The sequence below is a fragment of the Acinetobacter sp. 18QD2AZ41W genome (genome assembly GCF_009829025.1).
Classification (GTDB): domain Bacteria; phylum Pseudomonadota; class Gammaproteobacteria; order Pseudomonadales; family Moraxellaceae; genus Acinetobacter; species Acinetobacter pseudolwoffii.
Genome location: NZ_WURP01000001.1, coordinates 225,890 through 245,320, shown reverse-complemented (window position 1 = coordinate 245,320; position 19,431 = coordinate 225,890). Strand labels below are relative to the sequence as shown.

The 19,431-nt window shown below is 43.5% G+C and carries 18 protein-coding genes; 11 read left to right on the top strand and 7 right to left on the bottom strand.

The features are described 5' to 3' along the window. Window positions 1-15 precede the first annotated feature (15 nt). Window positions 16-885 carry a DUF2797 domain-containing protein gene (locus tag GVV58_RS01095; protein WP_005096774.1) on the bottom strand — a complete coding sequence of 290 codons (870 nt, stop codon included), beginning with the start codon at window positions 883-885 and terminating at the stop codon, window positions 16-18. Between the two features lie 34 nt (window positions 886-919). Between GVV58_RS01095 and GVV58_RS01090 the strand changes: the two genes are divergently transcribed. Together GVV58_RS01090 and GVV58_RS01085 are read left to right on the top strand one after the other, a co-directional pair. After that, window positions 920-1,390 (top strand): DUF6231 family protein, encoded by a 471-nt coding sequence (locus GVV58_RS01090; protein WP_074382836.1) that lies wholly within the window; start codon window positions 920-922, stop codon window positions 1,388-1,390. Between the two features lie 98 nt (window positions 1,391-1,488). Beyond that, window positions 1,489-2,169, top strand: coding sequence for a YidB family protein (locus GVV58_RS01085; RefSeq protein WP_100535020.1), 681 nt, complete (start codon window positions 1,489-1,491; stop codon window positions 2,167-2,169). 65 nt (window positions 2,170-2,234) lie between these two features. On the opposite strand, the gene GVV58_RS01080 is transcribed toward GVV58_RS01085, so the two are convergent. The 3 genes from GVV58_RS01080 to GVV58_RS01070 are packed head-to-tail and all read right to left on the bottom strand — an operon-like array spanning window position 2,235 to window position 4,197. After that, window positions 2,235-2,849 carry an OB-fold-containig protein gene (locus tag GVV58_RS01080; RefSeq protein WP_005096777.1) on the bottom strand — a complete coding sequence of 205 codons (615 nt, stop codon included), beginning with the start codon at window positions 2,847-2,849 and terminating at the stop codon, window positions 2,235-2,237. Between the two features lie 20 nt (window positions 2,850-2,869). Beyond that, complete coding sequence (locus GVV58_RS01075; RefSeq protein WP_171063348.1) at window positions 2,870-3,178, bottom strand: Rieske (2Fe-2S) protein; 309 nt, start codon at window positions 3,176-3,178, stop codon at window positions 2,870-2,872. A gap of 14 nt (window positions 3,179-3,192) precedes the next feature. After that, window positions 3,193-4,197, bottom strand: coding sequence for an adenosine kinase (locus GVV58_RS01070; protein ID WP_005171110.1), 1,005 nt, complete (start codon window positions 4,195-4,197; stop codon window positions 3,193-3,195). Between the two features lie 277 nt (window positions 4,198-4,474). Between GVV58_RS01070 and GVV58_RS01065 the strand changes: the two genes are divergently transcribed. The 3 genes from GVV58_RS01065 (at window position 4,475) to GVV58_RS01055 (ending at window position 9,196) form a co-directional block, all read left to right on the top strand. Further along, entirely contained in the window at window positions 4,475-4,927 is a 453-nt protein-coding gene (locus GVV58_RS01065; RefSeq protein WP_005096782.1) for a GNAT family N-acetyltransferase, read from the top strand. A 165-nt stretch (window positions 4,928-5,092) separates the two neighbouring features. Then, window positions 5,093-8,032, top strand: a complete 2,940-nt coding sequence (locus GVV58_RS01060; protein ID WP_159515799.1) for an insulinase family protein — start codon at window positions 5,093-5,095, stop codon at window positions 8,030-8,032. Between the two features lie 21 nt (window positions 8,033-8,053). After that, window positions 8,054-9,196 carry a phospholipase A gene (locus GVV58_RS01055; protein ID WP_159515798.1) on the top strand — a complete coding sequence of 381 codons (1,143 nt, stop codon included), beginning with the start codon at window positions 8,054-8,056 and terminating at the stop codon, window positions 9,194-9,196. 71 nt (window positions 9,197-9,267) lie between these two features. Here the strand turns inward: GVV58_RS01055 and GVV58_RS01050 are convergent, their stop codons facing one another. From GVV58_RS01050 to ilvA, 3 genes are all read right to left on the bottom strand, one after another. After that, entirely contained in the window at window positions 9,268-10,608 is a 1,341-nt protein-coding gene (locus GVV58_RS01050; RefSeq protein ID WP_159515797.1) for a TrkH family potassium uptake protein, read from the bottom strand. Then, window positions 10,605-11,261 carry a TrkA family potassium uptake protein gene (locus GVV58_RS01045; RefSeq protein WP_159515796.1) on the bottom strand — a complete coding sequence of 219 codons (657 nt, stop codon included), beginning with the start codon at window positions 11,259-11,261 and terminating at the stop codon, window positions 10,605-10,607. The genes GVV58_RS01050 and GVV58_RS01045 overlap by 4 nt, the downstream gene beginning before the upstream one ends. Before the next feature lie 162 nt (window positions 11,262-11,423). Continuing rightward, the gene (gene ilvA, locus GVV58_RS01040) at window positions 11,424-12,962 is read right to left on the bottom strand and encodes a threonine ammonia-lyase, biosynthetic (RefSeq protein ID WP_005171103.1); all 1,539 of its coding nucleotides are present in this window, start codon (window positions 12,960-12,962) and stop codon (window positions 11,424-11,426) included. Between the two features lie 104 nt (window positions 12,963-13,066). Here ilvA and rpiA point away from each other — a divergent pair, with 104 nt between their 5' ends. The 6 genes from rpiA (at window position 13,067) to clpA (ending at window position 19,368) form a co-directional block, all read left to right on the top strand. Further along, window positions 13,067-13,738, top strand: a complete 672-nt coding sequence (gene rpiA, locus GVV58_RS01035) for a ribose-5-phosphate isomerase RpiA (RefSeq protein ID WP_005096791.1) — start codon at window positions 13,067-13,069, stop codon at window positions 13,736-13,738. Window positions 13,739-13,887: 149 nt separating this feature from the next. Further along, window positions 13,888-14,565, top strand: coding sequence for a SprT family zinc-dependent metalloprotease (locus GVV58_RS01030; protein WP_074382831.1), 678 nt, complete (start codon window positions 13,888-13,890; stop codon window positions 14,563-14,565). Between the two features lie 202 nt (window positions 14,566-14,767). Next, entirely contained in the window at window positions 14,768-15,823 is a 1,056-nt protein-coding gene (gene argC, locus GVV58_RS01025) for an N-acetyl-gamma-glutamyl-phosphate reductase (protein ID WP_171063327.1), read from the top strand. A 77-nt stretch (window positions 15,824-15,900) separates the two neighbouring features. After that, window positions 15,901-16,650, top strand: coding sequence for a DUF6776 family protein (locus tag GVV58_RS01020; RefSeq protein WP_074382830.1), 750 nt, complete (start codon window positions 15,901-15,903; stop codon window positions 16,648-16,650). Between the two features lie 18 nt (window positions 16,651-16,668). After that, window positions 16,669-17,082, top strand: coding sequence for an ATP-dependent Clp protease adapter ClpS (clpS, locus tag GVV58_RS01015; protein ID WP_005171093.1), 414 nt, complete (start codon window positions 16,669-16,671; stop codon window positions 17,080-17,082). Between the two features lie 9 nt (window positions 17,083-17,091). Next, on the top strand, window positions 17,092-19,368 hold the full coding sequence (gene clpA, locus GVV58_RS01010; RefSeq protein WP_005171089.1) for an ATP-dependent Clp protease ATP-binding subunit ClpA: 2,277 nt from the start codon (window positions 17,092-17,094) through the stop codon (window positions 19,366-19,368). The last annotated feature ends 63 nt before the right edge of the window (window positions 19,369-19,431 follow it).

Sequence of the window (19,431 nt, the reverse complement as noted above, 5' to 3'; positions counted from 1 at the left end):
TAGCCAAATGAGGGTTTAAGCACGAATAATCAGTTCATAACCGGTATATTTACGCATATTGATTACACCGGTATCCAGAATTAAATACTGACCTTTAATACCCTGTAATTTGCCACGAATCACCGGAGTTTTATCCAGATTATGTGATTTAATCTTTTCTGGATATTGCTCGACCGGATAAATAAACTCGCGTGCCAATTCCTGCTCAAGCACTTCAATATTTTCATTAAACTCAAGATTCTGATTAAATTCTTCACGAATGCTTTGAATTTTAGGTGCAAATTCTTCTAACAGCTGTTCACGGACTTCAATCAGATTCAGTGGTTCTGCTTCACCTTTGAGCAGCTTGCGCCAGTCTGTTTTGTCTGCGACCTGCGTACCAAACATGACTTCCAATTTGCCAGAGAGGCGACGTGAGCCAACTTTCATAATCGGCAGGGCTTGGGTTGCGCCCTGATCCAGCCAGCGGGTCGGCATTTGGCTGGTACGGGTAATCCCGACCTTTAATGCACTGGAATTGGCTAGATAGACAATATGCGGTTGAAAGCAGACATTCTGGGCAAATTCATCTTCGCGGCAAGTGCCTAAATGATAATGACAGGTTTCTGGCTTCATGATGCACATATCACATGAAGCATTGGTCTTAAAACATTTAAAACAGTGACCTTGCGAGAAAGATTTTGAGGTTTTATTGCCACAAGATACGCAATAAATTTTCCCTGTCCATTCAATCTCGATGTCTTGGCCCAAATTAAATGGAAGATCGATTTCTGCACGATCCAGAATTAATTTATACTCAACATTTGCCCGCTGTATCTGTTGATCAGTTACACTAAGGTCTTTGAGGCCGACATGCATTTTATGGCAAATGCCCTGAAGTTCCATAAAGATTACTCACTTAAATCATAAGGATGCAGTTATGGCTGAGCAGAATGTCATTACTTCAATGCTAGACGATTTCGCACAGGAACAGCCAATTCATACTGCTATTTGTATTGGGCAGGACTTAAGGCAAGTCCAGTTTCAGCCATCTATTCAATGGCACTATTTTAGCGTATCTGGCTTTTTAAATCTGCCTTTTCAGCAGCGTTATGACCTGGCTGTGGTAATGCTGGATACGATAGAAACAGAAAACTTGTCTGAACAGATCATGAGTCAAATCTTGGTGAAATTGCGTGATTTATTTGCTAAACGTCTGGTGGTGATCAGTCGGCTGCAAGATGAAAAACTATTGAGAGCTTTGGGATTTACCCAGCTGATTGACAAGACCACGCACGGGGCGGATTTTGCGCTGTGGCAGTTTAATATTTTAACCTATAAGCATGTGCCCGACTGGTTTAATTCCAAGTTCTGGGCCAATCCGGAAAACTGGGATAAATTTCGCTGGTAAGCCTATGCCTGCTTAATTGCAAATATTAACACAATCCTGCCTAGACAATATGAGGACAGACCGTATTCTGTAACTATGATGCATACAGGATATAGAGCATGACGAATCTGAGTAATATCGTGGAAATATTGGCTAAGCAGGCATTGGGTGGCGGGCAGTCTCAAAAGCAATCTTCACAGCAGGGTGGTCTGGCAGATATCCTGGGATCGGTACTAGGTCATTTGAATAAATCTCAGACTCAACAAGATCAGAGTCAACACAATCAGAATCAGCAGAATCAAGCCGGCCAGCAGACCCGACAAAATGGTTTGGGTGCAATTTTAGGTTCAGTTCTCAGTCAGTTAGGTGGGGTAAATCGTCAAAGTACTGCTCAACCCCGTTCAGGATTGGGAGGAGGTTCGACTGGCAAAACCTTATTGATTGCGGTGCTACCTCTGGTACTGGCCTGGATTCAAAAACAGGGTGGTTTACAGGGTGCATTGGATAAGCTTAAAGGACAGGGGTTGAATAGTCAGGTTGATGACTGGGTGTCGACTGGCCCGGGTGAAAATGCCAATGTCGATCCGCAGCAGGTACAAAATCTGTTTGATGATCAGGAAATTGAAGAAGTTGCACAGCAAACTCATGCGCCTAAACAGGATGTGTATAGTGCAATTTCACAAGTTTTGCCGCAGATTATTGACTCACTTACGCCACAGGGTGAACAGACCAGTAAGCAGGAAGCCAATAATGATATTCAAAATGTCTTGAATATGGTCTCAGGGCTTCTCAAAAAATAAATTCCATCATTAAAAAATCCCGATTTGAGTCGGGATTTTTTAATGCTATGCAGACTTTAAAATCGCTAATCTAGGTTCAGGCTAAACAGCTGGTTAGAGTCGCAGATTTTTTTGGCAATATAATGAGATTTTCGGGTACGAATTAAAATAATTTGCGATTGAAAACCCAGTTCACCAAATTCCGGTTCTACCTGTACATAATGCAGTTGCCCATATTCATCTCGAACCCGCGCTTGAGCAGAAAATCCAGGGCGGGCATTGCCACTTGAAATCGTTGCCAGACGGCCGAGCAAATTGACATTATTCTTTTTATATTTGGGTGGAATGACCTGATCCAGGCAATGAATCATGAAAATCGTAAAAAAAGTGGCAATAATTAAAGCTGGAATAATCAGATAATAAGCGGGCAGAAACTCAAACTCCTGAGAATAGATCAGGAATTGTAAAACATAGCCAGCAAAGCTGAAATTCATCAGAAAGAAAAATACAATTAGGGTTTTGGAGAATTTGACATTCAACAGGTCTAATTGTTGAAAATTATAAGGTGAAATTTTTTGCAAAAATTTGCTGGATCTGAGTCCAAAATAGAAACCAATGGTTTTCACCACGCCGAATAAAATAATCGCCAATAAACTGAGATGAAAAGGCATCAGATTATAGTCTAGAAAAAATGCAGGCATGGTGAAGTCCGTTTTAGGTCTTATTCTGTGAGGTAAATTCCACCATCAGAATGCACGGTAATTTCTACTTTTTCAAGTGACTGACCTTGGCAAGGCCCGGAAATACATTCACCGCTTTCTACCAAAAATAGTGCACCATGCGTTGAACATTCAATAAATTCCTGATCACGATCCAAAAACTGGTTTTCCAGAAATTCCAGCTCGACTTGCAAATGCGGACACAGGTTTTGATAGGCATAAAAAGCTCCATCGCGCTGGGTAATAAAAATAATATCCCCATTGTCCAGTTCAAAAGAGCGTGCTTCACGCTCTGGAACATCTTCGGTCATACAAATTTTAAACATTAAGCACATTCCTTCTGAAAGTCTTGTAATAATGCCGCATAGTCTTCAATCGCTAAACGTGGGCCAAATTGCGAAACCACCTGACTGGAAATTAAAATCGCCAGTTCAGCCGCAGTTTTAAGACCTAGGTTGGCATTCAAGGCATACAGGAAAGCCCCGGCAAATGCATCACCGGCACCATTCGCATCTACTGCAGTAACTTTGCGGCCAGGCACTTTAAATGTATTGTCGTGATCCGAAATAAGTGCACCCTCGGCTGACAATGTAATGACAACGTGTTGACTGAGTGTTTTTAATTTAACTAGAGCCGCGTCAATATTATCGGTCTCTGTATACATCAGGGCTTCTTGCTGGTTACACAGCAACAGGTCGACACCTTCTGCAATCATTTCATCCAGACCGGCACGCGCATATTGCACCATGGCAGGATCCGATAAAGTTAAAGCAATTTTAACTCCGTTAGCGCGGGCAATTGCACGTGCCTGTTTGACGGCATGGCGTGCTGTTTCAGAAGTCGATAAATAACCTTCGATATATAGCCATTTCGCAGTATTTAGCGCACTAAAATCAATTTGTTGATCCGTGAGTTCAGCAGTAATACCTAGATAAGTATGCATGGTACGTTCAGAATCAGGACTCACCAGAACCATACAAGTTCCCGTTACACCTTCGCTGATCGACTGGATTGTGGTCTGAATGCCTGCATCATTTAAACCTTTCAGATAGATTTGCCCCAGTTCATCATTACCAACACGGCAACCATAAAATGCAGAACCGCCAAGTGCAGAAAATGCCACGGTAGTGTTGGCTGCTGAACCGCCTGAAGCCTGACCCTTATAAACTTGAGTCGCTTGAAGATTTTGATAAAGTCTGGCCTGAGTATCACCATCTGTCAGCTGCATGGTGCCTTTTTGCAAGTGATGTGCAGTTAAAAAGTCGTCAGACACTTTAAATTCTTGGTCAATCAGCGCATTACCAATTGCAAAAAGATCAACATTTGCCATGTTCAAATATCACATTAAAAATGAAAGTGCCAAGTTTACACGATTGCTTGGGATTGCTGTAGTTTGCTGAATCATTTTCAAATATTTTCCAAAAATGCTGTATTTTATTCAGTGACTATCTTTGGTCTAAGATTTGACTTATTTTTATGCACTACGTTGCTGTAGCATTGATTTAAGCATCAAATTTTATTTATAAGGATATATCGCGTTCGACATGATACTTTAAAGTCGTTCTGCGAAGATCATTCTTCACAATCATTTCAAATAGTGTGCGTATATGGATATTAAAATTGTAAAAGTTGAACAACTTCCTGACCAAGTCGAAACGCTAGCGACCCTTGCGCGTAAAGAAGGCTTAGATGTGTTGGATAAGTTAATTGAAGAATATCGCACCGGTAAAAACTGCTTTGCTCAAGCCAATGAACATTTACTGGTCGCGCATGATGGCAAAAAACTGATTGCCTGTGGTGGCCTAAACCAGCAATGGGGCGATAATGGCATTGAAGAGCGGATTGGTCGTGTGCGCCGTTTTTATGTCCATCCAAAATACCGGCTGCATGGGGTCGGTAAACAGCTTCTGGCTTATCTGGAACAGTTGGCAGCTCCGCATTATTCGGCCTTATGTCTGCAAACAGATACCCGACTGGCTGCCAGCTTCTATCAAAAACAGAATTATGTATTTGTGGAAAATAATCCAAGTTATAACTACTTCAAATATTTGATTTCGTGATCTTGCGGCTGTTGAGCCAGACTTAGCCAGTAAATTTGATGATTTAATTTTCAAATGATCAAGTTTACTTAATTCGATCAAAATCCTCGGTTTTCAACGTGAATAATTCAGATAACTAAAGCTATAATGTCCTTAGTTATTTTAATTAAAGCATTAGGAGATCGCATGACTGTAGATGTCACTGAAACCATTTCTCAAACTGTACATCCTGCGTTTCAGTTGTTACGTCAACAACATGTTGAAGCTTTAGACATTTTTGTGTCTGAATATAAACATAAAGTGACTGGTGCCACACATTATCACCTGGCGACCAATCACGATGAAAATGTCTTTCTGGTGGCGTTTCGTACCCAGCCGATGGATTCTAAAGGCGAAGCACATATTCTGGAACATACGGCACTTTGTGGTTCAGAAAAGTTCCCGGTGCGCGATCCATTCTTCCTGATGATCCGCCGTTCATTGAACACCTTCATGAATGCCTTTACTGCGGCAGACTGGACGGCTTATCCATTTGCAACGCAAAACAGCAAAGATTTTCAAAACCTGCTTGAAGTGTATATGGACGCGGCATTTGCTGCAAACCTGAATCCACTGGATTTTGCTCAGGAAGGCATTCGCATTGAGCTGGAAAATGGCGAGCCAGTCTATAAAGGCGTGGTCTTTAATGAAATGAAAGGGGCGATGAGTTCGCCTTCAGACCAGCTTTATCATACGCTGGCGCATCATTTATATCCGCATACCACTTATCATTATAATTCTGGCGGTGATCCTAAAGATATTCCTGACTTAACTTACCAAGAGTTAGTCGATTTCTATAAGTCACATTATCATCCAAGTAATGCAGTCTTCATGACTTTTGGTAATCAATCTGCATTTGAACTGCAAGAACAGTTTGAAAAACTGGCATTGTCCAAATTCGAGCAGGGTCAGACCTTATATCCAACGCCTGAAACCCGTTTGACTGCACCATTGACTGTGACAGACAGCTATGCGGTCGATGCTGAAGATTTGCAGGACAAAACCTATCATGTGCTGTCATGGTTATTGCCAGAAGCCAGCAATATTAAACTGCGTTTGGGTATGCGTTTAGTCGAAGGGATTCTGCTGGAAGATTCAGCATCACCACTGCGTCATTATCTGGAAACCTGTGATTATGCACAGTCTAGTGGTCCATTTATGGGCGTGGATGATTCTAATTTTGAAATGACTTTTTACTGTGCGGTGCAGGGTTCAAATCCTGAACATGCGGAAGAATTTAAAAATGGCGTGTTTAAAGTTTTAGAAAATGTCGCCTCTAAACCGGTCGATCAGAACATGGTCGATGCAATTTTACATCAAATTGAATTGCATCAGCGTGAAATCAATGGGGATGGCACGCCTTATGGTCTGAGCCTGATTCTGAGCGGTTTGGGCAGTGCGATTCATCACCGTGATCCGGTCGAAGTCTGGGATGTGGATTCCGCGATTGCTGCGGTGAAAGAAGAACTGCAAGATCCAATGTGGTTATCCAACCTGATTCAAGAGCATCTGCTGGATAATCCGCATCGTGTACAACTGACCCTGGTTCCTGATGCGACCAAATCTGCCAAAGAAGCGGCCGATGAAAAAGCCCGTCTGGCTGAAATTGGCAAGAATCTGACCGAAGAGCAGAAAGCAGACATTATTGCCCAGACTGAAGCATTGAATGTGCGTCAGGATACTCCGGATGACTTGAATTTATTGCCAAAAGTCGGTCTGGAAGATGTACCTGCGGAATTACAGATTGTTCAGGGCCAGTTACGCGAGATTATCTGTAATCAGGTCGATACGCCGTTGAACCTGTATCATGCCGGTACCAATGGTATTTATTATCAACAGGTTTTAGTGAATATTCCAGATGACGTGGTGCAGTCGCCATACTTCAATCTGCTTTCGATTTTGATGGGTGAAGTCGGTGCGGGTGAATATGATTATCTGGAATTCCAGCAACTGCAAACTGCAGTAAGTGGCGGTCTGGGTATGGGCGCATCGCTGCGCTCTAAAGTCGATGACAAAAACAAGATCACGGCTTGGCTGACACTGACCACCAAATCGCTGGTGAATCATTTAGATGCCATTCGTCTGTTAAAGATCGGTTTTGAACAGCTGCGTTTTGATGAAAAAGACCGTATTATTGAACTGTTACAACAGCGTAAAACACGTTGGCAGTCACGTGTTTCCGGTTCGGGGCATAGCTATGCGATGCAATCTGCATCTCGTCAGCACAGTGCCTTGGCATTGCGTGATTATCACAATACTGGTTTGGGTGCATTAAACTGGCTGATCGAGCTGGTCTCTAAAATTGAAAAAGATCCGGCTGAATATGATCTGCTGATTGACGAGTTAAAACGAATTCATCGTGTCTTGTTGCAAGCCCCGAAGCAGTTCCTGCTGGTGTGTGAAGAGCCGCAATCTGATAGCTTGATTGAAGAAATCCAGAATGTCTGGGACAAACTGGCGGTTGATCCTGCACCGGTTGCACTGACTCAAATCGAAAAAGTGACGCATGATCAGCATGAAGCCTGGTTAATTCAGGCCAATGTCCAGTTCTGCGCGGCTGCTTATCCGGCGGTCGAAGTGGCGCATCCTGATGCTGCTGCCTTGATGGTGCTGGCGGGTTATTTACGTAATGGCTTCCTGCACAGTGCAATCCGTGAAAAAGGTGGTGCTTATGGCGGTGGTGCCAGCTATGACGGCAATGCCTGTTCATTCCGTTTCTACAGCTACCGTGACCCGCGTCTGGCAGAAACCTTTCAGGACTTTGATGCCAGTATTCAGTGGTTACTCAATGCGCCGCAACAGCCGCATCAACTGGAAGAAGCGATTCTGGGTCTGATTGCCAGTATGGATAAACCGGGTTCACCAGCGGGCGAGGCAATCACTGCATGTTATGCCTATCTGCATCAGCGTACACCAGTATTCCGTAAGAAATTACGTGAACGTCTGTTAAATGTCACACTGGATGATTTAAAGCGTGTTGCACAAACTTATCTGCTTGAGCAGCAGGCCACTAAGGCAGTCGTGGCGCCAGTGGCAAAACGTGAAACGCTGGAGCAGCTTGGTTTTGTAATTCAACAAGTTCTATAAATAAAAAAATGAGGATAAGGGATGGCGCTTAATTCGTTTAGGCGCTCAACTCTGCAGCTGAGCGTTGTGCTGGGCTGTACAGTTGGGACGCAAGTGAATGCGGAAGAAAAAATAGTGGTGAATAGTCCCATGCCGGCAACGGCTGAAGCCTGTGCAGCACTGGAAATCAGTGCAGAACGTCTGGCCTGTTATGATAGCTTGTTTAAAATAGCGGTTACCGATAAGCCGGTGATCGTTTCTGAACGTCGTGCAGCAGCAGAAATTGCGCCTGAACCGAATAATTTTAAAGCCAGAATTGGACAAACCGTTTCTAATATTTATGCTTCTGAAGGATCAAAGCTGACACCAAATCTGTCTTTGCTGGATAGTCGCTGGGAATTGTCTCCGGAAAGTAAACTGGGTACCTGGAACATCCGTTCTTATCAGCCAATTTACCTGATGCCCGGTTTTTGGACTTCAAAGAAAAACGAATTTCCACAGAGTGAAAACCCACAAAATACGGTAGAAGAGGATCAAAATCTCACCTCAATCGAAGCAAAGTTTCAACTGTCTCTAAAAACCAAGGCCGTTGAAAATATTCTGGGGAATAATGGGGATCTCTGGCTCGGTTATACTCAGTCTTCACGTTGGCAGGTCTATAACTCGGAAGAGTCACGTCCGTTTCGTGAAACCAATTATGAACCCGAAGCAAGTTTTGTTTTGCGTACCAATTATGACCTTTTTGGTCTTAACTGGCGTATGTTGGGACTAACCATTAATCATCAGTCTAATGGCCGTTCTGACCCGTTGTCGCGTAGCTGGAACCGCGTCATGCTGAATCTGGGCTTTGAAAAAGACAATTTTGCCCTGATGGTTCGCCCTTGGTATCGCTTTGAAGAGAATCGTGACGACGATAACAATCCCGAGATCAAGAACTATATTGGACGCGGCGACATGACGGCTTTTTATCGTCATAACGAGCATGATTTTTCCTTGATGCTGCGTCATACCTTAAAAGGCGGAGATGACAATCGTGGTGCAGTCCAGTTCGACTGGTCATTCCCAATCAGTGGGCGCTTACGTGGTCAATTCCAGCTTTTTGATGGCTATGGCGAAAGTCTGATTGATTATAACCATCGTGCCACTTATGTGGGCTTGGGTGTTTCCTTAATGAACTGGTTCTAAGTTTCCAGGTTTCATCATTTTAGAATTAATATAAAAAAACCATGCTGTGGCATGGTTTTTTATTGGGTGGTTTAACCAATCTGGATTTCTGAAGGCGGATGTTTGATTCGGCTCTTTTTCGGGGTAGCAATGAAATAAGCTAAAGTCAGTGGCCCTAAACGCCCTGCAAACATTAACAGCATCAAAATAATCAAACTGGCAGGTTGCAGCTCTTCGGTTATTCCTCGGGTCAAGCCGACCGTGCAGGCTGCTGACACGGCTTCAAACAACAGATCGAGAAAGTCATGTTCAGGTTCCAGAATTAATAAACTCATAAAGCCCATCACAATTAAGGCCGCTGTAATACAGACCACGGCCAGTGCCTTAAACGTGGTTTTTTCGGGAATAGAATGATTAAACAGACGGATTTCATCTTCGCGTCTTAAAAAACTGATCACGCTAATCAATACAATAATAAACGTGCCGACTTTAATTCCGCCCGCCGTACTTAAGGAGCCGCCGCCAATAAACATCAGAAACATGGTGACGAGGGTCGATGCATCACTCATTTGCTCCATCGGTAAGCTATTAAAGCCTGAAGAGCGGGGAACAGTGGCATGGAACCAGGCATTTACGGCTTGATCGCTTAGACTCATCAGGCCCAGAGTTTGCGGATTAGAGGCTTCGAGTAGCCATAGTACAATAAACGCACTCAGATTGAGCCCCAGAATCGTCGAAAGAATGAGCTTGCTATTGGTACTTAACTTGCGCCAGCGTTTATGTTGCTTGACATCCATCAGCACCAGAAAGCCGATACCACCAATGATATACAGCATACTGATAGTAAAGGTGATCAGATACTGCCCTGAAAAGCTCATCAAGCTATTGGGAAAAAGTGAAAATCCACCATTATTGAACGCTGACACACTATAAAAGGCAGCATAAAAGAGCGCTTCACTGAACGGATATTCCCTGAGCCAGGACAAGGTCAGAATCAGCGTACCGATAGCTTCAAAAAACAGGGAATATAAAAATACCGCTTTAATGGTAAAACTGACTTTTTTCAGGCTGGTCTGGCCAATCGATTCCTGTGCCATGACTTGCTGTTTGAGCCCCATCTTGGGTGCCAGACTCATCACTGCCAGAATGGCAAAAGTCATAAAACCCAATCCACCGCATTGCAGCAGAAACATAATGACAACCTGGCCAAATACCGTATAGGCTTCACCGACATTCACTACGGACAGTCCGGTAATGGTCACCGCAGAAGTAGCCGTGAAAATGGCTTGCAACCAGCTGATATCACCCTGATGGGCAATAGGTAACATCAGTAGCAGTGAACCGATCAGGATTAATCCGAGAAAACCCAAGGCCAATAAACTCGGCGGGCTGAGATTAATGGTTCTATGTTGCTTTAAGTCAGAACTTCTCATAGCGCTTTAAAATATCTGGCGAGATGGCGTAAAGGCTCCAGTAATCCTTCAACCACAAGAATATCGCCTTCCTGCAGAATCAGGTCGGATGCGACCTGGTATTGCACCACTGATCCGCGCTTATGTAATAAGGTGGTGATTTCAGGGGCGTGCTTCATCAGCTGGTTGAGCGGCGTAGCATGATGATCGGCATGAATCTGAATTTTGACAATATAATGATCATCTTCCAGTGCCATATAACGACTGACCATTGGGTAGCTTAAAGACTGAGCCACACGCACGCCCATATCTTCTTCAGGATGAATGATTTTCTCGACATTGAGATGGGTCAGAATCATGTGATGAGATTTGGATTTGGCTTTTACCCAGATTTTTTTGACGCCCATATTTTTCAGGTGCAATACACACAAAATACTGGCTTCAATATCTTCTCCGATCGCCACGACTACGGCATCACAACGCTGTACATTCAGTTCATCCAGCACATGCTCATCGGTTGCATCGGCAATTACAGCATGGGTCAGTTGATCAGAAATATTTTCTACATATTTTTTATTCAGATCGATTCCGATCACTTCATGATTCAGACTGATCAGTTGCGTGGCCACAGTCGCACCAAAACTACCCAGCCCAATCACTGCAAATAATGCCATGAATATTGTCCTAACTACTTTTATTACATCTCAATTTTAGTGTAAGAGAATTTCGTAAAAATTGCGCTGCTATTCAGCAAGCTATGCCGAGATAAATAGTATGATCATGATTTTGAGTTGCACATAAAAAACCGCCTCGAAAGGCGGTCTATATTTTAACAATTACTTCAGGAAGCGCTGATAGCCCAGATTATTGGTAATTTCCTGATATGGATAGGTAATGGTTTCAAGGGTTTCAATCAAGCCATCCGGATTCTGCTGCGCATCGGTCGCCTCCAGACCCACCAGAACACGCCCTTCCGCAGCGCCGTGGTTACGGTAATGGAACAGGGTAATGTTATGCGTTGGGCCAAGACGTTCCAGGAACATTAATAAAGCACCAGGACGTTCTGGAAATTCCACCCGGAACAGGCGTTCATTTTCAATATCGGCATGACCACCAATCAGGTAACGAATATGCAGTTTTGCCACTTCATCATCAGACAGGTCATCGACGTCATACTGGAATTTTAGCGTTTCATAAATTTCCTGACGTTCTTTTTCACCATTTTTTAAGCTGATCCCAACAAATACTTGAGCAGCAGAGACATCACTGGCACGGTAATTAAATTCGGTAATATTGCGACCTTGCAAAGCGCGACAGAAGTTGAGGAATGAACCTTTCTGTTCCGGAATCGTCACGGCAAAAATCGCTTCTTTACGTTCACCGAGTTCGGTACGTTCGGCGATATAACGCAAACGGTCGAAGTTCATATTGGCACCGCATACAATCGACACCATATTTTTGCCTTCGATTTTATGTTCTTCGACATATTTTTTAATGCCGGCCAATGCCATAGCACCTGAGGGTTCGACAATGCTGCGGCATTCGTCATAAGTATCTTTAATGGCTGCACAAATTTCGTCGGTATTGACCAGTACCACATGTGGTTCTACGATCGGGCCAGAATTATCTGACTTTTGCAGGCGAATCACTTCAAATGGTTTTTCACCAATTTGTGCAACGGCTGTACCGTCAGCGAATAAACCCACAGAAGGTAAAATGACACGTTCATTGGCCTCTAAAGCTGCTTTTAAGCATGCCGATTCGTCATATTCCACCGGAATGACTTTGACATGCGGGGCAACATCACCCAGGTAGGCTGCCACACCTGCGATCAGGCCACCGCCACCTACCGCTACAAATACATAATCGACATCACGCCATTGACGCAGAATTTCATTGGCAATGGTACCTTGACCCGCCATCACCAGCTCATCATCATAAGGCGGAATAAAAGTCATGCCATCTTCTTGAGCACGTTGAATTGCATATTTGTTGGCAACGTCGAATGAGTCACCATGTAAAACAACTTCACCCCCAAGGCGTTTTACCGCTTGGACTTTAATATCTGGTGTTGTTTTTGGCATTACAATAATGGCGCGAATACCCAATTTTTTACCCGATAATGCCACGCCTTGCGCATGGTTGCCTGCTGAAGCTGTGATGACACCACGTTCCAGTTGAGATTTCGGCAATTGACTAATGCGGTTATAAGCACCACGTAATTTGAATGAAAAAACCGGTTGTAAATCTTCACGTTTAAAGCGGATGTTATTATTGAGTCGTTCGCTAATTCGTGGTGCTGCTTCGAGTGGAGTTTCGATTGCAACATCGTAGACCGTTGCTTGTAATATTTGTCGAACCAAACGAGACAGCATGTTAATTTTCCATCTAACAGTTTAAAATAGGCGCTTATTGTAACAAACCATACGGCTTTGCGGTTCGAAAATACTGCAAAAGTCCAAAATAGTTGAGTGAAGCCATGAGTCTATATGCAACCCAAGATGAGAAAAAACAAGCAGCGGCCCGTGCTGCTCTGAAACACTTACCAAAAGGCGGCATTTTAGGCGTAGGTACCGGAAGTACGGTTAACTTTTTAATCGATTTATTGCCAGAACTTCAGTTAGAAGCGGCTGTGGCAAGTTCTGAAGCAACGGCGCAACGTCTTAAGAAGTTAGGCATTGAAGTGGTCGATATGAACTCTGTCGGCGGACTAGATGCTTATGTCGACGGCGCAGATGAAATTGATCGTCATTTGCATATGATCAAAGGTGGTGGTGCAGCACTGACACGTGAAAAAATTGTGGCATCGATTGCGAAAAAATTTGTGTGTATTGTCGATGATTCAAAATGGGTCGGACAATTGGGACACGATTTCCCGCTGCCAGTTGAAGTGATTCCTATGGCACGTTCTGCGGTTGCACGTAAAATTGTCTCTTTGGGCGGTGATCCTGCATATCGTGAAGGTGTCGTGACTGACAATGGTAATGTGATTTTAGATGTGCATAATCTGAATATCTTAAATGCACTTGAGCTTGAAAAAACGCTCAACAACATTCCTGGCGTGGTCTGTAACGGAATTTTTGCGATTAATAAAGCGGACATCGCAATTGTGGCAACCAATGACGGTATTGAAGAACGTACTGCGGTTTAATCCTTTAATTTTATAAATTAAATTCCCCTAAATCTCCCTGAGCGAAGTTTTAAAGCACTGCTTTAAAACAAGTGCAAGAAGGGAGACTTTTAAAAGCCCCTCTTTGAAAAAGGAGGGTTAGGGAGGATTAAAAATAAAATCAATAAAATATGACCCCAAACCTCCCTGAAATCCAAATTACTCGAAAATTACGCGCAACACGCTTGAGACTGCGTGTAGAGCCGACGCAAATTAAATTAACTGTGCCGCAGTTTTGCACACAGCGCCAAGTTCAAGAATTTTTAAAACAATCAGAACAATGGCTGATTAAAACCTGGCAATCGCAGCAGGAAAAATTCCAAAAAATAGACCGAACGCTACCAACTGAGCTGCAGCTGTTTAATTTAAACGTACCAGTTCAGATTCATTATCAAAGCCAGAAACATAACTTTGTTTTCGATTCTGAGAAGTTACAGCTCTGTGTCAGTGATCGACATCCTGAAGAATATTTAAAAGCCTTTGTCATCAGCTATGCCAAAGAACAGCTTCCCCTATATTTAAATCTTGTCTCACAGCAATGCAATCTGCCTTTTAAAAAGTGCAATATTCGACAGCCCAAAACCCGCTGGGGCAGTTGTTCTGCTCAGCATGACATTATGCTGAATAGTGCTTTGGTGCTATTTCCCGAAGAAATTACCCGTTATGTCGCGGTACATGAACTGGCACATACCCAATATTTTGATCATAGTTCACTTTTTTGGGCGGAAGTTCAGAAACATGATGCAAATTTTCAACAGCATCGGAAAATGCTAAAAAATACGCCGTTGCCATATTGGTGGGAAGCTTAAAATTGAACTGAATAGAGAATGAGAGGGAGATAAGGGCTTAAAATAGCCTAAGCAATATAGATATTACTTTTCCATCTCTCTTTAATTTTGAAATTGTGTTCAGTACTTATAAAAAACCAGTAATCCCCGCTGAAACAGTTTAGAAAACCTCAACTTCCTGTCATACTACGCAGTTACGAAATGGAAACTTTGATTTGAGGTAGTGATCGTGATTACTGTTGGTATTGTCGGTGGTACAGGTTATACAGGCGTTGAATTGTTGCGTCTTTTACTACGACACCCAAATGTACAGGTGAATGTACTAACATCACGTACCGAAAATGGTCGCCGTGTAGATGACATGTTCCCAAGTTTACGCGGACATACCGATCTTCAATATTCAGATTTAAATATCGATGAACTTAAAAAATGTGATGTCGTGTTTTTTGCAACGCCGCATGGTGTTGCCATGAAACATGCCGAAGCGCTTGTGGCTGCAAAGACCAAAGTCATTGACCTGGCTGCAGATTTCCGTTTACAAGATCTGCAACAGTTTGAAAAATGGTATGGCATGCAACATGCTTGTCCAGAACTGTTAAAAGACTCTGTTTACGGTTTATCTGAATTGAATCGTGAACAAATTAAACAGGCCAATGTAGTTGGAAACCCGGGTTGTTATCCAACCACGGTTCAGTTGGGTCTGGCGCCAGTATTAACATCAAGTGACGCATTAGTGAAACCTGAAAGCATTATTATTGATGCGAAATCAGGTGTGTCGGGTGCAGGTCGTAAAGCAAGCTTGGGCGGCATCTATACTGAAAATGCCGATAACTTTAAAGCCTATGGCGTAGCAGGTCACCGCCATCATCCTGAAATTGTCGAAGCTCTGGAAAATATCTCAGGTCAAAAAGATGTGTTTGATCACATTTTATTTGTTCCGCATTTGGTGCCAATGATCCGTGGTATGTTGTCGACCATCTACATCGATCTCACTGAAGCAGGACAAGCAGCAGATTTACAGGCATTGTATGAACAGTTCTATGCCAATGAAACTTTTGTCGATGTCATGCCAGCAGGCAGCTCACCAGAAACCCGTTCAGTGCGTGGCGCCAATCAGTTGCGTATAGCCTTGTACAAGCCGCAACCGACCAAGCTGGTAGTCCTGGTTGTACAGGATAACTTGGTGAAAGGTGCAGCAGGTCAGGCCGTACAAAACATGAACCTGATGTTCGGATTTGCCGAAGATGCTGGCTTAAATAATATTGGTTTATTACCATAAGAAACGTATTAGAACTTCACACACATTTAGATTTGGATTTAAATGTGTGTCTTGAATAAAGCAAACAAGAGATCAAAATGCCGAATAACGAGTCAAATACGACCATTCCTCAGGAACCAGCTGCAAAAAAATCTTTGATGAAAGGCAATACGCCCTTGGTCATTGGTGCGGCTGTATTGATCTTGAGCAGTGGTGTGCTCGGATATACCGTAGGACACCGTCAGGGTTTGACTGCGGCGGGTTATGATGCAGATGCAGAGCAACTGGTCGATGTGGTACAGACACAAAAAGCCAGTCTGGAAACATTAAATAAGAATCTGAATACTGCGGTTCAGGAGCGTGATCTGGCGGTGAGTAATGCCAATGATCTCTATCTGGCCATGACCAAGGCGCGTGATGAACAGGTGCAGGCTGAAAGTGTCGGAACCATTTATCGCGAGGTCTTACGTCAGCGTGGCGGTTTGGCTTTGGCCGTGCAAAACCTGTCGATTAAGCCTTTGCCTGAAAATGCCTTTGAATATCAGATTGATCTGGTTCAAGTTAGTCCGGGCAAAAGTCGTGCCTCCGGGAGTATTGAATTACGCTTGATTAAAGGGACTGAAATTCTGGTGGTGCCACTGGAAGACAAAAACTTTAATTTTGAAAATTATGAGCGTTTAACAGGTCGCTGGAGCATGCCAAAAGGCTTTAAGCCAGAATTTATTGAGATACGTCTCAGCGGTGCCAAACCGGTGATCCGTCGTTTTAGCTGGGAACAGGGCAAAGCAGTTGAAAATCAGTCTGCCGCCTTGTCAGAAATTCCGAAAACCGAAGCAAATGCAAATTAAGTGTGAAATATAAATCTTATGCCAAGCAATAAACGTCAAATGTGTTTAAGTGATATCAAAAATTCTTTTTATGAATCTGGAATTGTTGATTGGCATATCAGCCCGCGTTTAGCAAATGAACCTCTGGAAGGTGATGATTCTGACCTTGCTGTGCAGACTGCACCGCCAGAACTGAAACGTCCGCCCTTATATGCTGTCGTTTTAATGAACGACGACTATACCCCGATGGAATTTGTAATTGAAATTTTACAACAATACTTTGCAATGAATCTTGACCAAGCTACACAAGTAATGCTAACTGTACATTATGAAGGAAAGGGTGTAGCTGGGGTCTATCCTCGAGACATTGCGGAAACCAAAGCGAACCAAGTCAATAATTATGCTCGATCACAAGGTCATCCATTACTTTGCCAAATAGAGCCTAAAGATTAAGGGGGTTACATGCTCAGTCGTCAATTAGAAGTATCACTACGTTTGGCTGTCAGCATGGCTCGTCAAAAGAGACATGAGTTCCTGACCGTAGAACATTTATTATTAGCCTTGCTTGACAATGACTCTGCCGTAAATGCGCTTAAAGCATGTGGCGCAGACATTATCGTGTTGCGCAAGGAATTAGAAGAATACGTAGAACAGCATACCCCTAAGCTTGGTGAAAATAGTGATCAGGCACCACACCCAACAGAAAGTTTTGACCGGATCTTGCAGCGCGCGATTTTTCACGTGCAATCTAGCGGTGGTGATCGGACTGTAGAAGGTGCTGATATTCTGGTTGCGATGTATTCTGAGCGTGACTCATTTGCCGTCTATCTATTGAAACGTCATCAAATTAATCGCCTTACGCTAACTCAGTACCTGTCTCATGGTACGCGTAAAGAAGAAGTACAGGGTGAAGAAGAAATTGAAGACCTCGATGGTGAGTCTGCATCTTCAGCCAGTTCAGGTCCGCTTGAACTGTATACGACTAATCTCAATATCGAAGCGCAAAAGGGCAAGACCGATCCACTGATTGGTCGTGAAAAAGAAATTGAACGTGCCGCTCAAATTCTGTGCCGCCGCCGTAAAAATAACCCACTTCTTGTCGGTGATCCGGGGGTCGGTAAAACCTCGATTGCAGAAGGTTTGGCATGGTTGATCGTTAATGGTAAAGCGCCAAAACCACTCGAAAATGCTGAAATTTTCAGTCTGGATATTGGAGCATTAGTTGCCGGAACAAAATACCGTGGTGACTTTGAAAAACGCTTGAAACAGCTTTTAAATGCGCTGAAAAAGAAACCTGAAGCTGTGCTGTTTATTGATGAAATTCACATGATTATTGGTGCAGGCTCCAGTATGGGCAGCACCATGGATGCATCGAATCTGATCAAGCCTGCATTGGCCAATGGCACTTTACGTTGCATTGGTTCAACCACTTTTCAGGAATACCGTCAGGTCTTTGAGAAAGATCATGCTTTGTCACGCCGTTTCCAGAAAATCGATGTGAATGAGCCATCTATTTCTGAAACCATTGATATCCTACGTGGCCTGAAATCCAAGTTTGAAGATTTCCATCATGTGCAATATGACGATCAGGCATTGGTATCTGCGGTTGAACTTTCTGCGAAGTTCATCAATGACCGTTTCTTGCCAGATAAAGCCATTGACGTGATTGATGAAGCAGGTGCGCAGCGCCGTTTAAAAGCTGAACAAGATGACAGTTTGATCACGGTAGAAAATATCGAAGATATCGTGTCGAAAATTGCGCGTATACCACCAAAAACGGTCTCTAAAGATGACAAGAGCGTACTGGAAAATCTTGAGCGCGATCTGAAACGGGTGGTCTTTGGTCAGGATGAAGCGATCGAAGCTTTAGCGTCTGCCATTAAACTGTCTCGTGCCGGTTTGAAATCTCCAGATAAACCTGTGGGCAGCTTTGTTTTTGCTGGCCCAACCGGTGTCGGTAAAACCGAAGTGACCAAGCAGCTGGCTAAGCAGATGGGCGTAGAGCTGGTTCGCTTTGATATGTCCGAGTACATGGAACGCCACGCAGTGTCGCGTTTAATCGGTGCACCTCCGGGCTATGTCGGTTTTGATCAGGGTGGTTTGTTGACTGATGCGATTCATAAAAATCCACATTGTGTGCTATTGCTTGATGAGATCGAAAAAGCGCATCCAGATGTCTTTAACCTGTTATTGCAGATTATGGATCATGGTTCCTTGACCGACAATAACGGACGTAAATCGGATTTCCGTAACGTGGTCTTGGTACTCACCACCAATATTGGTGCTGAAAGTATTTCACGTATTAGCATTGGCTTTATGGAACAGGACAATAGCAACGATAACCAGGAAGCGATGAAGAAAGCCTTCTCTCCGGAATTCCGTAACCGTCTTGACGGCGTGATTCAGTTCAAGGCATTGCCAAGCAGCATCATTGAAAATGTCGTGGATAAATTCCTGACCGAACTTCAAGCGCAACTGGATGATAAGAAAGTCATGCTGGAAGTGGATCAGAGTGCGCGTGAATGGATGTCAGAGCAAGGCTATGACCGTTTAATGGGCGCACGCCCAATGCAGCGTCTGATTCAGGAACACCTGAAAAAACCATTGGCAGAAATGATCCTGTTTGGTGAACTGGCTGAAAATGGCGGTAATGTTGCAGTGTCGGTGAAGAAAGAAAATGGTAAAGCTGTTGGCTTAAAACTTGAAGTCTTTGAAGACCAGACTGCTGAACCTGCTTAATCAATATGAAAAAAATAAAACCCGTGCAAGCACGGGTTTTTTCATGCACTCATATTTTAAATC

Coding starts and splice junctions, on each gene's coding strand:
- clpS (WP_005171093.1), top strand. CDS start 16,669: ATGCCAAGCAATAAACGTCAAATGTGTTTAAGTGATATCAAAAATTCT.
- ilvA (WP_005171103.1), bottom strand. CDS start 12,962: ATGCTGTCTCGTTTGGTTCGACAAATATTACAAGCAACGGTCTACGAT.
- clpA (WP_005171089.1), top strand. CDS start 17,092: ATGCTCAGTCGTCAATTAGAAGTATCACTACGTTTGGCTGTCAGCATG.
- GVV58_RS01045 (WP_159515796.1), bottom strand. CDS start 11,261: ATGGCATTATTTGCAGTGATTGGGCTGGGTAGTTTTGGTGCGACTGTG.
- GVV58_RS01050 (WP_159515797.1), bottom strand. CDS start 10,608: ATGAGAAGTTCTGACTTAAAGCAACATAGAACCATTAATCTCAGCCCG.
- GVV58_RS01070 (WP_005171110.1), bottom strand. CDS start 4,197: ATGGCAAATGTTGATCTTTTTGCAATTGGTAATGCGCTGATTGACCAA.
- GVV58_RS01060 (WP_159515799.1), top strand. CDS start 5,093: ATGACTGTAGATGTCACTGAAACCATTTCTCAAACTGTACATCCTGCG.
- GVV58_RS01065 (WP_005096782.1), top strand. CDS start 4,475: ATGGATATTAAAATTGTAAAAGTTGAACAACTTCCTGACCAAGTCGAA.
- GVV58_RS01030 (WP_074382831.1), top strand. CDS start 13,888: ATGACCCCAAACCTCCCTGAAATCCAAATTACTCGAAAATTACGCGCA.
- GVV58_RS01085 (WP_100535020.1), top strand. CDS start 1,489: ATGACGAATCTGAGTAATATCGTGGAAATATTGGCTAAGCAGGCATTG.
- GVV58_RS01090 (WP_074382836.1), top strand. CDS start 920: ATGGCTGAGCAGAATGTCATTACTTCAATGCTAGACGATTTCGCACAG.
- GVV58_RS01080 (WP_005096777.1), bottom strand. CDS start 2,849: ATGCCTGCATTTTTTCTAGACTATAATCTGATGCCTTTTCATCTCAGT.
- GVV58_RS01020 (WP_074382830.1), top strand. CDS start 15,901: ATGCCGAATAACGAGTCAAATACGACCATTCCTCAGGAACCAGCTGCA.
- GVV58_RS01075 (WP_171063348.1), bottom strand. CDS start 3,178: ATGACCGAAGATGTTCCAGAGCGTGAAGCACGCTCTTTTGAACTGGAC.
- GVV58_RS01055 (WP_159515798.1), top strand. CDS start 8,054: ATGGCGCTTAATTCGTTTAGGCGCTCAACTCTGCAGCTGAGCGTTGTG.
- rpiA (WP_005096791.1), top strand. CDS start 13,067: ATGAGTCTATATGCAACCCAAGATGAGAAAAAACAAGCAGCGGCCCGT.
- GVV58_RS01095 (WP_005096774.1), bottom strand. CDS start 885: ATGGAACTTCAGGGCATTTGCCATAAAATGCATGTCGGCCTCAAAGAC.